The sequence below is a fragment of the Stanieria cyanosphaera PCC 7437 genome (assembly GCF_000317575.1).
GTDB lineage: Bacteria > Cyanobacteriota > Cyanobacteriia > Cyanobacteriales > Xenococcaceae > Stanieria > Stanieria cyanosphaera.
The window spans coordinates 1,955,879-1,970,144 of record NC_019748.1; the positions used below are offsets into that span (position 1 = coordinate 1,955,879).

The 14,266-nt window shown below is 37.2% G+C and carries 15 protein-coding genes, 2 tRNA genes and 1 other annotated feature; of the genes, 4 read left to right on the top strand and 13 right to left on the bottom strand.

The features are described 5' to 3' along the window. The first annotated feature begins 23 nt into the window (after window positions 1–23). The 3 genes from STA7437_RS08490 (at window position 24) to STA7437_RS08500 (ending at window position 2,199) form a co-directional block, all read left to right on the top strand. Window positions 24–767, top strand: coding sequence for a class I SAM-dependent methyltransferase (locus tag STA7437_RS08490; RefSeq protein ID WP_041619269.1), 744 nt, complete (start codon window positions 24–26; stop codon window positions 765–767). Window positions 768–1,015: 248 nt separating this feature from the next. Next, complete coding sequence (locus STA7437_RS08495) at window positions 1,016–1,639, top strand: LysE family translocator (protein WP_015192972.1); 624 nt, start codon at window positions 1,016–1,018, stop codon at window positions 1,637–1,639. Window positions 1,640–2,004: 365 nt separating this feature from the next. Then, entirely contained in the window at window positions 2,005–2,199 is a 195-nt protein-coding gene (locus tag STA7437_RS08500; protein WP_015192973.1) for a hypothetical protein, read from the top strand. A gap of 141 nt (window positions 2,200–2,340) precedes the next feature. Here the strand turns inward: STA7437_RS08500 and STA7437_RS08505 are convergent, their stop codons facing one another. Beyond that, window positions 2,341–3,048 carry a serine/threonine-protein kinase gene (locus STA7437_RS08505; RefSeq protein WP_015192974.1) on the bottom strand — a complete coding sequence of 236 codons (708 nt, stop codon included), beginning with the start codon at window positions 3,046–3,048 and terminating at the stop codon, window positions 2,341–2,343. 469 nt (window positions 3,049–3,517) lie between these two features. On the opposite strand from STA7437_RS08505, the gene STA7437_RS08510 reads away from it, so the two are divergent. Beyond that, window positions 3,518–4,201: a hypothetical protein gene (locus STA7437_RS08510; protein WP_015192975.1), complete on the top strand. Its 684-nt coding sequence runs from the start codon at window positions 3,518–3,520 to the stop codon at window positions 4,199–4,201. A 76-nt stretch (window positions 4,202–4,277) separates the two neighbouring features. Here the strand turns inward: STA7437_RS08510 and rplL are convergent, their stop codons facing one another. From rplL to STA7437_RS08570, 12 genes are all read right to left on the bottom strand, one after another. Further along, on the bottom strand, window positions 4,278–4,670 hold the full coding sequence (rplL, locus tag STA7437_RS08515; protein WP_015192976.1) for a 50S ribosomal protein L7/L12: 393 nt from the start codon (window positions 4,668–4,670) through the stop codon (window positions 4,278–4,280). A 47-nt stretch (window positions 4,671–4,717) separates the two neighbouring features. Beyond that, window positions 4,718–5,254, bottom strand: coding sequence for a 50S ribosomal protein L10 (gene rplJ, locus STA7437_RS08520; protein ID WP_015192977.1), 537 nt, complete (start codon window positions 5,252–5,254; stop codon window positions 4,718–4,720). Between the two features lie 35 nt (window positions 5,255–5,289). After that, window positions 5,290–5,458 (bottom strand) — a sequence feature (ribosomal protein L10 leader region). Between the two features lie 57 nt (window positions 5,459–5,515). Further along, complete coding sequence (rplA, locus tag STA7437_RS08525) at window positions 5,516–6,235, bottom strand: 50S ribosomal protein L1 (protein WP_015192978.1); 720 nt, start codon at window positions 6,233–6,235, stop codon at window positions 5,516–5,518. A 78-nt stretch (window positions 6,236–6,313) separates the two neighbouring features. Further along, the gene (gene rplK / locus STA7437_RS08530; protein ID WP_015192979.1) at window positions 6,314–6,739 is read right to left on the bottom strand and encodes a 50S ribosomal protein L11; all 426 of its coding nucleotides are present in this window, start codon (window positions 6,737–6,739) and stop codon (window positions 6,314–6,316) included. Between the two features lie 2 nt (window positions 6,740–6,741). Next, window positions 6,742–7,365 (bottom strand): transcription termination/antitermination protein NusG, encoded by a 624-nt coding sequence (gene nusG / locus STA7437_RS08535; RefSeq protein WP_015192980.1) that lies wholly within the window; start codon window positions 7,363–7,365, stop codon window positions 6,742–6,744. After that, window positions 7,365–7,601 (bottom strand): preprotein translocase subunit SecE, encoded by a 237-nt coding sequence (secE, locus tag STA7437_RS08540; protein WP_015192981.1) that lies wholly within the window; start codon window positions 7,599–7,601, stop codon window positions 7,365–7,367. The genes nusG and secE overlap by 1 nt, the downstream gene beginning before the upstream one ends. A 114-nt stretch (window positions 7,602–7,715) precedes the next feature. Beyond that, window positions 7,716–7,788 (bottom strand) — tRNA-Trp (locus STA7437_RS08545). A 93-nt stretch (window positions 7,789–7,881) separates the two neighbouring features. Continuing rightward, the gene (gene rplS / locus STA7437_RS08550; RefSeq protein ID WP_041619272.1) at window positions 7,882–8,244 is read right to left on the bottom strand and encodes a 50S ribosomal protein L19; all 363 of its coding nucleotides are present in this window, start codon (window positions 8,242–8,244) and stop codon (window positions 7,882–7,884) included. Between the two features lie 489 nt (window positions 8,245–8,733). Then, complete coding sequence (locus tag STA7437_RS24805; RefSeq protein ID WP_015192983.1) at window positions 8,734–9,795, bottom strand: glycine zipper domain-containing protein; 1,062 nt, start codon at window positions 9,793–9,795, stop codon at window positions 8,734–8,736. Between the two features lie 879 nt (window positions 9,796–10,674). After that, window positions 10,675–10,746: transfer RNA gene (locus tag STA7437_RS08560), tRNA-Cys, on the bottom strand. Between the two features lie 80 nt (window positions 10,747–10,826). After that, on the bottom strand, window positions 10,827–13,532 hold the full coding sequence (locus tag STA7437_RS08565) for an efflux RND transporter permease subunit (RefSeq protein WP_015192984.1): 2,706 nt from the start codon (window positions 13,530–13,532) through the stop codon (window positions 10,827–10,829). Window positions 13,533–13,562: 30 nt separating this feature from the next. Beyond that, the gene (locus STA7437_RS08570) at window positions 13,563–14,015 is read right to left on the bottom strand and encodes an ATP-binding protein (protein ID WP_015192985.1); all 453 of its coding nucleotides are present in this window, start codon (window positions 14,013–14,015) and stop codon (window positions 13,563–13,565) included. Window positions 14,016–14,266 lie beyond the last annotated feature (251 nt).

The following is a 14,266-nucleotide window of genomic DNA, read 5'->3' on the forward strand; positions in this document are numbered from 1 at the left end:
TAACTTATTATCAAACTCTTACTATGAACAAAAGTCTTTTAACCTCCGATACTGTAGTTGAGGTTAATTCTCCCAATCAAGTTTTCTTCTGTCCTGAAGAATCTCAATTCTATGCTCAATGCCTAGAAAAAATGGTGCTATCTCAAAATATCTCAGACCACTTCATCGTTGAATTTGGCTCTGGAGATGGTAGCCCTGTTATTCAAGCACTTCTAAAAAGTTCTTTTATAGGAATTATTCAAGGATACGAATTAAATCTAGACGCTTATCAGTTAGCTCAATTAAAAATTAAGCAATATGGTCTTGATTCCTATTATAAAGTTGACAACAGTTGTTTTTTTGCCAATTCTCATAAAAAAGCTCGTTGTTTGATTGCTAATCCTCCTTACCTTCCAGCACCAGATAACCAGCTTTATATGCCATCTCTGCATGGAGGACATGATGGAGCAAGCATTACCAAACGGCTTCTTGCCCAGGGCTATGAACAAGTAATGCTGATGATTTCGGCATACTCAAATCCAGTTGATACGGTGAACTACGCCACTAAACTAGGCTACCAGGTGGTTGATTTTATGATTTCTCCTCTTAAGTTTGGCTATTACAGTTGTGAACCTAAAGTTAGAAATACTATTACACAATTGCAGCGTAAGCGTAAGGCATTCTTCTCAGAGAACATTTACTTTCTAGCAGGAGTTCTTTTTCAACAAAAAAGTTCTCAAACTCCCTGTCTTGCAAAAGAATTTTTGAAAGTAATGACGGTATTGTAGTAGTAAATTATCCGCTATCAAAGAATATATAAATTTCCCGAGCATAGTAAGTCTATGTTCGGAGAAAGTGCTGTTTAATTAATAGTAATAACTTCGCTCCTTCGATTATTTTTCTTTCCTTCTGCCTGCTGCTTCCTTTCTCCTGACGAGACGTAATACCATTTCTCAAAAGTAATAAAAGCTAAAAGCTTTGTATTTTGTGTTCCTACAAATTGAAAAGCGCAGTAAATTGTAGAATTGTTACATTTATGCAAAGCAGTATGACATTTAGCAGCATAGTTGCATTATTTGGCGCCATGATTGTTCTGGCTTCTATTCCCAGTGTGAGTGTCTTGGCAGTCTCCACTCGATCTGCTACATCTGGATTTATTCATGGTGTTTTCACGACTATAGGAATAGTGCTTGGTGATATTTTTTTCATCATCATAGCGATTTGGGGTTTGTCGTTTCTTGCTGAAACGATGGGCAGTTTATTTGTTTTTATAAAATACTTAGGTGGAATTTATTTAATCTTTCTGGGAATAAGATTATGTAGATCAAAAGTCAAGGATTTTCAGACACAGGAAGTTGTTAAATCTTCTTTAATGTCTAGTTTTTTGACCGGATTGTTGATTACATTAGGCGATCAAAAAGCTACCTTGTTTTATCTTGGTTTTTTTCCAGCTTTTCTCGATCTTTCTCAAGTATCTTATTTTGATACTGGCATCATTATTGGTATTACTATAGTTGCCGTAGGCGGTGTAAAGCTTGGCTATGCATTTATGGCTGATAGAGCTAGATTATTAATTAGTTCTAAAACAAGGAAAATAATGAATCTTGTTGCAGGCAGTGTGATGATTGCTGTGGGATTATTTTTAATAACAAAGCCTTAATCAGGTGCAAGTTACTTCAATTGCTAGAGTTTTTACCAAACTACTCAAAAAATTGGAGTTAAGCGATCGCTTGTCTAACAAATTGCTTTCACACAATTTCTCTTATTTAATTTTACCGTAATGACACGGAAAAAACCTTTTTCTAGAAGCAAGTAACTTAATTATTCTTGTTGATGATCTTCTTTGGGTAATGACAAAATTTGTTTTTTTGCCTTTAATCTTGATAGTTACTTCATAAAAAACATTATTTAACAGTTTTATTCATCAAAAATTTATTTGATAATTCAGTAAATGTTACCTTTTAAGTTAGCCATCAACGTTATTAAATTTAGATATAGAAATTAAACGTTGACGAGAGAAAAAAAATGCACTTCTTAGGATTGGTTAAATTCAATTTAAAATTTTCTAATACTCAAAACGATTCTTTAATAGTTAGTGAAAAAAAAGTCCAAAAAATTGATTTAAGTCAAGAACCACAAGAAGCAAGTTTAGCTAGATTAGAAGAAGCTTTATATGCCGATGAAAACGAAGGAATTTGCAACTTAGGTTTGTATTGTTAAAGAACAATCTAATCAAATAAGTTTTGAGAAAATTTTAATATATATTGCTATTCAAAATTTTTTTTTAATCTAGTTATTTAGTTGCACGATTAATTATCGATTAAAAAACTTTTATTAAAAGTAAGTAATTTAGCTAGCTGACTAAACACCACGAAGTGTTAAGCGACGAAAAAGTCGGTAGCTTTTACGAACTAAATCTAAGATAAAGTAAGGGATTGGTAGCGGAAGCCAATAAAGAAAAGGCAAATAGATTAAATAATAAGCTTTTTTTAAATCATCCCATGCTCGACAAGGTTGTTCGCGAAGAAAATCAGAGACATCTACAACTAATCCTCTGCCTTCGTACATCATCACATTACGTCCGTGAACATCGTGAGGATACATACCTTGCTCTTGAATATATTTTAAAGCTTGGTCGATATCTTTGATAACTTGTGGCGGAATTTTTAACCCACGATGCAAACAATCGTAAAGAGTTACTCCATATAATCTCTTCAAAACTAAAAAACCTTCTTCTGCATAAAAACATTGGGAAAAAGCTGGGTGAGAACCTAGACGACGATAAACTTCTAATTCTTCTGTCCAACCCAAACGTCCAGGAGCATAAATTTTGACTACGAGATCGATATAATTAGGATGATAAAATACTCCTGCATAATTTCCTGTTCCTATTAGTTGCCAAGGTTGAGGAAGATGATGAACGACTACAGGATTATAAGGCTCGACACTTTCTATTTCTAAATGGGGAAGTAATTCTTGATGAATACTTTCGATGAAAGGGGAAATTTCTAATCCATTATGATAAAATTGCTCAGAAAGGTTAGCAGAATTTTGTGATTTGGGCAACATTAGTAATTAATTGTAATTATCAGTAAAACTATATTTTGTCATTTTTTGAGAGTAGCTTTGATTAAAAGTGTTTGAGTCTACCAAAAAATTAAATTTATAGCTTGTTGCGATCGCGCCTTTAACTTGCAGATTATCCGATATTGAGCGAGTCTGGCAAGCTCTGAAACAAGATTTAAAATGGGAACTTTTTTCTAACTTAGATGAATTACATTACTTTCTTGATCGCAACGCGCCTCGGCTCTGCCGAGATCGCGCTTTGAGAAAGTTAACTCCTGAATTTATTGCTTCTGTTTGTGGATATATAGCAGTACAAAGAAAGATTAGGACATTATTGTAAATCGTAGGGGCGATTGGCCAATCGCCCTGACAAGATTTGCGTGTCCTAACCTAAATACGTAGTGTTATAGTTTCATTCTTGATGCTCTATCTGTCACAAACATTTATTGATTTGGTATAACATAAAAAGACAATGAAACTAGACGATGTTGTGCCTTGGGGTAGAACTTTAAAAGAATATCAATTGATGTTCAACCTTTCAGATGCCGACTTAAAGCTTAAAATTCTTGGTTGTGGAGATGGCCCTGCTAGCTTTAATGCTGAAATGACTCAATTTGGTTACAAAGTAGTATCTATCGATCCAATTTATCAATTTTCGACTGAAGAAATTAGAAAGCGAGTTGAAGCAAGTTACCAACCCATTATCTCATTAGTGACCCAAAATCGAGACCGCTATGTTTGGCAGACTTTTCGAGATCCAGAAGAATTAGGCAAAGCTCGTCTAGCTGCAATGGAAAAATTTTTATTAGATTATGAAATTGGTAAAGCAGAGGGACGTTATTTAGCTCACTCGTTACCCAATTTAGATTTTTCTTCAAACCAGTTTCAATTGTGTGTTTGTTCTCATCTACTGTTTTTGTACTCCGATAATTTTTCCCTTGATTTTCATCTAGAGTCAATCCAAGAATTATTAAAAATTGCTCCAGAAGTGAGAATTTTTCCGCTTTTTAAAATGGATTGTACCCCATCACCTTATGTTGATGTAGTTATTCAAGAGTTTTCTCGTCAAGGCTATCAGGTACAAATTGAAACAGTGGCTTATGAGTTTCAAAAAGGTGGCAATCAAATGTTGAACATAAAAAAAAGCAGCCTCTGAGAGACTACTTATTTGAAAAAAATGGTAAGGGGTCGTCCCCGCCCTTCGAGGGCGAGGCTTGTGAATCGCGTGATAATTACTTAACAGTAACTTTGGCACCAGCTTCTTCCAATTTCTTCTTGGTGTCTTCTGCGTCGTCTTTGGGTACACCTTCTTTGATGGGTTTAGGTGTAGATTCAACTAATTCTTTAGCTTCTTTCAAACCTAAACCAGTGAGAGTCCGTACCACTTTAAGAACAGCAATTTTCTTATCAGCAGGAACTTCATCGAGAATAACGTCAAATTCAGTTTTCTCTTCTTCAGCTTCCGCAGCACCGCCACCAGCACCAGGAGCCATCATCATCATGCCACCAGCAGGAGCAGCAGCACTAACACCAAAGGCTTCTTCAATTTGCTTAACTAGTTCAGCAGCTTCTAACAGAGATAAAGATTTTAGCTTTTCGAGAATTTCATCAGTTGCAGCAGACATTTCAGTTACTCCTTAATTAACAATGAAAAATTTAGAATTAACAAACTTTAGGCAGCAGCTTGGTCTTCTTTTTCCGATACTGCTTTGATACCACGCGCCAAAGAAGCAGGAACTTCCTTGACTCCGACAGCAATCTTGGTCGCCAGTGCATTGAGTGCGCCAGCAATTTGCGCGTAGAGTTCTTCTTTAGAAGGTAGATCTCCTAACGCCTCAACTTGTTCTTTAGTTAAGGCTTGCCCTTCCATAACACCACCCCGTAATTCGGTTTTTTTGGTGGCTTTCTGGAATTCTTTATAAGCTTTAACAGCAGCACCTACTTCTTCTCCTGCAAGCAGGAAAGCAGAAGCATTACTCAAAAACTGCTGCATAGGTTGCCAGTTTTCGTCTCCCTCAATGGCAATATTCATGAGGGTGTTTTTGGTGATTTTGCAAGTAGCACCAGCAGGACGCAGACGATTACGTAAGTCAGTTATTTCTGCTACTGACAACCCTTCATAATCGATCACAAAAGCCATTTGAGATTCTTTTAAGATCTCTTTAAGCTCAGTTACGATTTCTTGCTTGTTGGCAAGGGTTCTTCCCATTCTGGTTTCACCTCCTTAGATTTGGTGGGAATTGTTTCGACATATAACAAGACCCCTAGCTAGATGCCGGGGTCGCGTCTGATGTCTTTCCCTAATTGCTACAGTTATTTTTGAAGCAAGGGAATTTTTTTTAGGACATCAACCTCGGCAGGATATTAAGCTGATTTCAGCACCCACTGTCTTTGGTATAGGTCGTTTAAAACTTGAATATTTAGTTGGTAATCTTCGTTGTGAACTACAAAAAGCAATTTAGACTATGGTCTAAGCTGCTTCAGTCATTTTCAAGTCTCTTAAACCACTAATATCTACTTGAATTGAAGGTCCCATCGAAGAAGACACAAAAATACTGCGCCAGTAGCGACCTTTTGCCCCAGAAGGACGATTGCGGTCAACTGTTTCTTGTAGAGCCTTCAAATTAACTAGGAGGTCTTCGGCTGAAAATGATACCTTTCCAAACATAACATGAACGATACCAGTTCTGTCAGCACGAAATTCTTGTTTACCACCTTTAAAATCACTAATAGCAGTTGGTAAATCATCGGTGACGGTACCGCCTTTGGGAGAAGGCATCAAACCTTTTGGACCCAACATCCGCCCTAATCTTGCTACTTTGGGCATCATATCAGGAGTGGCAATTAGAATATCAAAATCCATCATGCCTTTTTGAATTTCGTCAATTAATTCTTCCGAACCAACTATTTCTGCTCCGGCTTGTTCTGCCTCTTTTACTTTTTCACCGCGAGCAATTACAGCTATGCGTACAGTTTGACCAGTTCCTTTAGGAAAAGTTACAGTTGTCCGTAGTTGTTGGTCGGTATATTTGGGATCGATACCTAGACGTATATGAGCTTCAGCCGTTTCGACGAATTTAGCTGTTGCGGTTTCTTTTAATAATTGTAAAGCTTCTAGAGGTTCGTAAGCTTTGTCTTGATCTACTTTAGCTAACGCCTCTCGCATTCGACGCGATAGTTTTTTTGTCATTACTGGATTACTCTCCTTGGGTAGTTAACGAAGCTTAAGCTTCTCCCCTAAATTAATTTTAGATTTTAGTTTTTGAAATTATTCTGCGATCGCAACACCCATATTTTTTGCCGTACCTGCAACAATTTTCATTGCTGCTTCAATATCATTGGCATTTAGATCGGGCATTTTAGTTTCTGCGATTTCTCTCAACTGAGCTTGAGTAATCGTAGCTACAGTTTGTTTATTGGGCTGACTTGCCCCTCTTTCAATTCCCGCAGCTTTTCTAATTAGAACAGATGCTGGAGGAGTTTTAAGAATAAAAGTAAAACTTCGGTCTTCAAAAACTGAAATTTCTACTGGAATAACTAACCCTACTTTATCAGCAGTCCTAGCGTTGTATTCTTTACAAAACGCCATAATATTGACACCATGCTGACCTAGAGCGGGACCTACGGGAGGTGCAGGGTTAGCTTTGCCTGCTGGCAGAGCTAATTTAATGATTGCAACAACTTTTCTTGGCATTTCTAGCTTTGTTTTTCAATCTGGTTAAATTCCAGTTCTACTGGAGTATCTCGTCCAAAAATTGACAATAATGCTTTGAGTTTGCTTCTTTCTGGACTTACTTCTATGACTTCCCCTTCAAAATCTTTAAAGGGACCGGAGAGAACTGCTATTTTGTCTCCGATTGCCATATCGACTTTAACAATTGGTTCTTGTCCTTCTGCTTGTTTAAAAATACGTTCGACTTCACCAGGCGATAACGGTAATGGTTTAACGTGTCCTCTTCCTCTGCCGTAGTTGCGTTTTTGTTCTGCACCGACAAAGTTAATTACATTGGGAGTGTTTTTGACTACCTGCCAAGCATCATCGTCCATAATCATTTGAACAAGAATATAGCCAGGAAAGACTTTTTCTTGACCGTGTTGACGAGAACCATCTTTACGAATTTTGACTGTTGGGGTTTGAGGTATTTGTACTTGTAGCACGCGATCCGCTACTTCTAGAGTATTAATGCGCTGCTCTAAGTCTGTTTTTACCCGCTTCTCACAGCCAGAAGCTACTTGCACGGCATACCAACGAGGTCTACCTTGCGGTTGCGATTGTTGTCGTTGCTCTATTTCTTCTGGTCGGTCTGCTGCAAAATTCATTAGAATACTTTTCCTGATCCCCAAGCAAAGAAATTATCGACTAAATATATTACTGTCGCAACCAAAGTTACCATTAAAATTACTGCTGCCGACTCACTCAACAGTTGTTGACGAGAAGGCCAGACAACTTTTTCTAGTTCTTCTTTGGTTTCACTAGTAAACTGGCTTAAATTAAAACCATCACCTTGTTCTTTGGTGACTTCAACCTCTTTTTTGACGACATCGTTTTTAGCCAATGATCTTACCCTCCAGGAGTTATCAGAATAGAGTATTCTACTGATACCCTACTTTACTTTGTTTAGATAACTTAAGTCTAGCCGATTTAACTAGTACGGTACTAATAAGGTTGACGCGCCCTGGAGGACTTGAACCCCCGACATTCGGTTTTGGAGACCGACGTTCTACCAACTGAACTAAGGACGCATTTAATGCATCTTAACTTAAGTGTCAAGCTTGATTTACCTTATATTACCGTATTTTGGTAATTTTTAGTTAATAAACTAGATCAATATTTTTTCAAATAGGGCGGTCAAAACGTTGCTGAATCCGAGTAGCTTTACCTACGCGATCGCGTAGGTAATATAGTTTAGCACGACGAACTTTACCGCGACGCTCAATTTTAATATGAGCAACGATAGGAGAATTAACTAAAAACACTCTCTCTACCCCGACACCTTGAAAGATGCGACGGACAGTAATAGTTTTGTTGATACCGCCGTTGCGCATAGCAATCACGGTACCTTTATAGGGCTGAACACGTTCTTTGTTACCTTCTTTGATTCTTACGCCTACTTCTACGCTGTCACCAACATGAATTACGGGTAAGTCAGTTTTGATATGTTCAGCTTCTATGGAACGAATAATCGCTTCTGCATTCATAGTTACCATAAAAACTCACGATTTATCATAATAACTTTTTTTTCTTTAATTGGGAAGTACTGTAGTAGTAAAACGGCGTGGTTTGAAATCAAAGAGCAATATATAAGTACCATTAAAACATTATTGAGGTCAAAAATCATAGTTCAAAACTAATAAGTACTTCAGCAAATTTATTTATATATTTTTCTTTTCTCCTTTGCGCCTGAAGCTCCTGAAGCTTTTGATTACTAAAGTACACAATTAATTTTGGCTAGATACTTAACTGGTTGCTACTGCTACTTATTTTGGAAGAGCTAACAAATAAATAAAGAGTAAGACTATTTAATCTAGAGTCCTACTCTTTTAAGGTCTGAAAAAATCGGGTAACTAGCTAATTAAGTCAATGGTTCACACTAATTAGTTACAAATTATCAAACGTACAAAAGTAAATTTAACTAAAACAGTTAAATTGTTTCAAAAGAATGCAAATTTGCCTTTAATAATCACTTATTACGAAGAAGCTCGTTTTTGGTGAAGTTCCCATTCAGATGCTGATTCTCCTTCCGTCTTGGTTGGTTCACTCTGCCAATCAACCGTTGTTGCTTCAATTGTGATTGGTTCAGTTTCCGGTTTTGTAGACGTTGCCTCAACCTTATTCTGTGCAGCAAGTTTGGTATTATCGGCTAAATTTTGTGCGACTCTAGAAGTACGCTCTGCTGTATCGGCAACAGACGATTTGACATCATGCACTGTTCCCTTCAGAGAATCAGTTACACCACGGACATCAGCTTCATTAATTTTATTTTGAACCGATTGACTTATGCCACGGGTATCAGTTTGATCGATTTTATTTTGAACTGATTGAGTAACACCATGGACATCAGCTTCATTAATTTTATTTTGAACCGATTGACTTATGCCACGGGTATCAGTTTGATCGATTTTATTCTGAACTGATTGAGTAACACCATGAACATCTGCTTCATCGATTTTGCGTTGAACAGAATTAACTACGCCTTTGACATCAGTTTGATCGATTTTATTTTGAACTGATTGAGTAACACCATGAACATCTGCTTCATCGATTTTGTTTTGAACCGATTGACTTACACCATGGACATCAGCTTCATCGATTTTGTTTTGAACAGAATCAACTACGGCTTTGACATCAGCTTCTGCCACTTTCTCTTTAACAGAATCAATTGCTCCTTCGATGCTATGGGTAACACCTTGAGCCGTATCTTTAACCGTCTCAACAGCATCTTCTAATTTTTTGTCAATGTCTTCAGCAGCTTGATCCCCAATTGCTGCTCCAGCAACTGCGCCACCTATAGCACCAACTGCTGCACCCAGTTTTCCACCGACTAATCTACCGATTGCTGCTCCAGCTATACCACCGCCAGCAGCACCAACGGCGCGAGCAACTGTATGGTCACTTTTTTGGTTGGTATCTAGGGCAAGGTTTTCTTGAGAATTTTCTAGTTCATTTGTAGCTGACGGACGTTCAATCAGTCCATAGTCTTCGGGATTACCTTTTTCAATCTTTTCAAATGGTTGCTGGTTGCTAGTCATAAAGATTTTCTCCTTCAAATAAAATTTCTTTAATTTTTGAAAATTCCAAAATTTGTCTTTGTAGTTTGACTTTTATATCGCCACAATAAATTATTAATGCTTTTCCCAAAACTCAGTTAAATTACTTAGATAGTATGGGAAAATTTCCAAAAGAAAAATCAATTTATTGTTTATCTGTGATACCTATAAGTTTATTAATTTTAAATTTTTATTTAATCATTCTTAGGTAAGAAAAAAGATTGGTTCTAAGTTACGACTTAAGCCAGAGATTTTTTTGATAATAAAAGAAATTATTTTTAAAAGTTTTTTACTGCTCGCATTAAAAATAATAAAAAGATTTTCAAAACCAAAACTATTACTATTTAGTTTTAACTATTGATGCTAATACTAAATTGCTTAATTTTTATTACTACTGAATGTTTACTGGTTAATATTGTTTGGTTCTCATGAAATTTATTCTTATAGCCGTACAAAGAAAGATGAGGACATCATTATAGATCGTAGGAGCGATTCATGAAGCGGAGGGGCTGTCCCTTGCGAGGCAACCTCGCCAATCGCCCCCTCACAAGGTGAGGGTCGAAGTAGGAAACAAGTTCCCACTGTAAGCGACCCGAAGCCCCTTCCCCAACAGGTTTTTTGTCCTAACATATTTGCGTAGTGCTATAATATCAATCACTTAATTTCTTTTTATTCTTAACTTGTGGTGACTGTTTTTTTGTGCGACCGCGACCGAAGGGAGTGAACCCATCGCTACGCGCCGAGTGCGGACTTCTTTGAGCGTCGAAGACTAGCTGAGATCGCATTGAGGCAGAAAAAACCTGTGTATCGGTGTGTTAGTCTTAACAATTATTCGTTCTTTTTCGATAATTGTAAAAATTAAGGCGGCACCCAGATTCGAACTGGGGGATAAAGGATTTGCAGTCCTCGGCCTTACCACTTGGCTATGCCGCCGAAAAGTTTGCTTACCTATTCTACAATAATAATCATCCAAATAGATCAAACTTAAGCAACTTCAAACAAAATTAGTTTTATTAAGACCGCTTTTGATGAACTCTTTGCACCCAGAAATCTTCAAGAAGAGTATAAACTACGGGTACAACAATCAAGCTTAATAAGGTAGAAGTAATTAAACCACCAATAATTGTTACTGCCATTGGTTGACGTAATTCTGCTCCTGCGCCCCAACCTAACGCGATGGGTAACATTCCTAAAACAGTTGAACCTGTAGTCATAATAATTGGTCGAAGACGCACTATTCCTGTCTTGAGGATCGCCTCGGTGCGAGTTAAACCAGTTTGACGTAACTGATTAATATAATCCATCAGCAGAATAGCATTTTTATCGAGTAAACCGACTAAAAAGATGGTGCCAATCACCGCAATCATGCCAAAATCGTTTTGAGTAAACAGTAGAGCGAGCATTGCCCCAATTAAAGCTAAAGGAAGACATAAAGCAACAACGATTGGTTCTAATAATCTTCCAAATAGTAAAATTAAAAGGAGAAGCATACACGCGATCGCAAAAATGAGAGTTTCAGCAAAACTACCTAAAACATCACTACTAAGAGCAGCATCTCCTGATAACTGCAAGGTTACACCTTGAGGTAAAAGAGGTTTGGCGATTTCTTCAAGCTCTTCGGTTGCATCACCGATAGTTTTGCCTTGGCTAAGATTGGCATTAAAGAAAACTACTCTTTGGCCGTTACGGCGTTCTATTTTGGTTAAACTATCAATATTTTCTGATTCGTTACTCAAAGTGATGTCTGCAAAACCTGGCAACGTTTCAACTTTTTTTTGTAGTTGTTTAGCAGTTTGAGTTAACGCTTTGAGATCATCTCCTGCTAAAGCAATTTGCAGATTTTGTTTACTTTCGATATCTACGAAAGGAATATCTTCAATACTTATTTGCACTCCAGGAATGGTAGGTAATTTATTCCGTAGTTGAGCTTGTATTTCAGCAGTAGTTAAAGTGCGGTTGGGATTGAGTTTGACGTAGAGTTTGCCTTGATTTGGTTTTCCTTGCAATCCTGCTACAGTAAAGACTGACTGGACTTCGGGATCAGCTAGGGTAACTTGTTCAATTTCTTTGCCGACTCGGAGGGTTTTATTAAGTAAAATTCTGGCAGGAGATTGAGCTAATTGTTGCAACCAAGCAAAGTTTTGATTAGTTTCTGCTTGATTGCTTGTATTTGCTTCCGTTTCCTGTTGCTGTGGTATTTGGTCTAATTTTGGTAAAGGAGTAGTATAAATAATATTAAATTCACCTCGATCTAGTTGAGGAATAAAACCCTTGGGAACTAAAGGAATCAATCCTAATCCTGCTACCATAGTGATAAGCGCGATCGCAATTACCGTTTTTCGATGTTGAAGTGACCATTGTAATAATCGGCGATAGTAAGATATTAATTTTGAATTAAAATCACCATGATTATTTCCTCGATTGTTTTTGCTTCTTAACCAATAAAGAGCGAGTACAGGTGATAAAGTTCGAGCTACTAACAAAGAAGTAATTACCGCAGCAGCTACCGTTAAACCAAAGGGTTTAAAAAACTGTCCCACTGTACCACCCATAAAAGCAACAGGGAGAAATACCGCCACGATGGTTAAAGTCGTCACCGAGACAGTAAAACCAATTTCCTGAGTTGCTTCTGTAACTGCTTGTCTTGGTTGAGATCCAGCTTCGAGATAGCGGACAATATTTTCTACATCGACAATAGCATCATCAACCACAATCCCAATCGTTAAAGCTAAAGCTAAGAGGGTAATGGTTTCCAAATTAAATCCTGCGATCGCCATTATGATAAATGTTCCTAATAAAGAAATGGGGATCGCTAAAGCTGTAATTATCGTAGCTGCCCAATTGCGTAAACAACCAAAAATTACCACCACTGCCAAAACAATTGCACCCCATAAAGCTTCGATGGTGGCTTGTGTTGCTTCACGAATATAGTCTGCTTGAGTTGCTGCTAAAGTTATTTGAATATCTTTTAAACTTGGTTGAATTGTAGCAATGGCAGCTTGAACTTGTTTGACTACTTCGAGAGTATTCGCATCACTACGTTTTACTACGGCAATGGCTAAAGCATTGTCACCATTTAAATGAACTAACGACGGAAAACTATGATTAGGAAGAGAAGTTTCTGAAGATTGATTTAATTCTTGACTGCTAAGATCCCCTAACAAATCGACTCTTAAAACACCTGGAATTGATTTGATTGTCGGGATCATTTGTGTTTGAACAATTGGAATTAACTCAGTTAAACTTTTACTCTGACTAGTAATTCCATAACTAACCACAGTAGATTCATTTAAATTAAATGGAATAACTTTAACATCCGTATCGGGAGGCAAAGAAACTTCTGTCAACTTCGCTTCTACCTCTTGTTGCACTGATGCTAAATTTTGTCCTGGATAAAACAAATGAGTTATGATACTTCGTCCAGGATAAGTAACAGAATTTAACTGATCTAATCCAGTCAAAGATTGCAAAGGTTGCTCTAAAATAGTTGTCAGTTGTTGCTCTGTCGCTAAAGTCGTTTGTAGAGAAGTTTCAGCTTGAACAATAACTACAGGGAAAGTAATATCGGGGAAAAGAGCATATTTGAGAGAACTATAAGCAAATATCCCAGCAACTGCAACAATCAACCATAAGCACAAAGTTAGCCAAGGATAAGCCAGTGCTAGCTTAGATAAATTTAAACTTTCTCTAAGGTTCGGTTTCCTCTGGGACTGTACCATAGGATTGCAGTAAACATCAGTAATTAAGTTTTAATTAACCAGAGATTGTTTGCGATGATTTTTCTTAACCGATTTGGCAACAGTTAATTGTGTTCCCTCTCGATTCCAATGAACCCGATCAAAAACTTCATGTAGAATGCATAAACCACGACCATTTTCTGCTTCTTCTGGAGGAATATGTTCCTGTAAACTGTGATGGCAGCTACATTCGGGGACAAAACCAGTACCTTCGTCAGTAATAATCCAAGAGTATTCTCTATCTGTAATTAAAAACTGAACAATAATAGTCTTGTTGGGATCAAGTTTATTACCGTGTTTGGCTGCATTAACTAAAGCTTCTTGCAAACCTAATCTTACTTCTGCTCGCCATTCAGTAGGAATATTAGCTAGAAGTAGCTCAAGAATAGGATGAAGATACAGAGTAGAAGCAAAACTCATTCTTGTCCATTTGCTTCGATTCCAAGGAATAGGAATAGCAATCACTGATTATACCTCTGGTTTAATTCTCGCTAGTTCGACTATGTTTAAATCGAGCGAGATAGAACAAAAATCAGCAGTCATTGTGTAATTTAAATAATTTAGGTAAGCATTTGGTTGATTAATTTGAGAGAGATATAATTAATACTCTGACACCAAATAGTTAAATCTTGAAGTAGACAGTTTAATAATTAGTTTTGGCAATATTGCAGTAAATATTGTTTTGATTGCCTTAAAAGTTGACCGAAAAACCGTTA

Bases quoted from the DNA above. Each gene is read 5' to 3' on its own strand.
- STA7437_RS08565 (WP_015192984.1), bottom strand. From the start codon at position 13,532: ATGGTACAGTCCCAGAGGAAACCGAACCTTAGAGAAAGTTTAAATTTA.
- rplA (WP_015192978.1), bottom strand. From the start codon at position 6,235: ATGACAAAAAAACTATCGCGTCGAATGCGAGAGGCGTTAGCTAAAGTA.
- nusG (WP_015192980.1), bottom strand. From the start codon at position 7,365: ATGAATTTTGCAGCAGACCGACCAGAAGAAATAGAGCAACGACAACAA.
- STA7437_RS24805 (WP_015192983.1), bottom strand. From the start codon at position 9,795: ATGACTAGCAACCAGCAACCATTTGAAAAGATTGAAAAAGGTAATCCC.
- STA7437_RS08510 (WP_015192975.1), top strand. From the start codon at position 3,518: ATGAAACTAGACGATGTTGTGCCTTGGGGTAGAACTTTAAAAGAATAT.
- rplL (WP_015192976.1), bottom strand. From the start codon at position 4,670: ATGTCTGCTGCAACTGATGAAATTCTCGAAAAGCTAAAATCTTTATCT.
- STA7437_RS08495 (WP_015192972.1), top strand. From the start codon at position 1,016: ATGCAAAGCAGTATGACATTTAGCAGCATAGTTGCATTATTTGGCGCC.
- rplS (WP_041619272.1), bottom strand. From the start codon at position 8,244: ATGAATGCAGAAGCGATTATTCGTTCCATAGAAGCTGAACATATCAAA.
- rplK (WP_015192979.1), bottom strand. From the start codon at position 6,739: ATGCCAAGAAAAGTTGTTGCAATCATTAAATTAGCTCTGCCAGCAGGC.
- STA7437_RS08500 (WP_015192973.1), top strand. From the start codon at position 2,005: ATGCACTTCTTAGGATTGGTTAAATTCAATTTAAAATTTTCTAATACT.
- rplJ (WP_015192977.1), bottom strand. From the start codon at position 5,254: ATGGGAAGAACCCTTGCCAACAAGCAAGAAATCGTAACTGAGCTTAAA.
- STA7437_RS08505 (WP_015192974.1), bottom strand. From the start codon at position 3,048: ATGTTGCCCAAATCACAAAATTCTGCTAACCTTTCTGAGCAATTTTAT.
- STA7437_RS08490 (WP_041619269.1), top strand. From the start codon at position 24: ATGAACAAAAGTCTTTTAACCTCCGATACTGTAGTTGAGGTTAATTCT.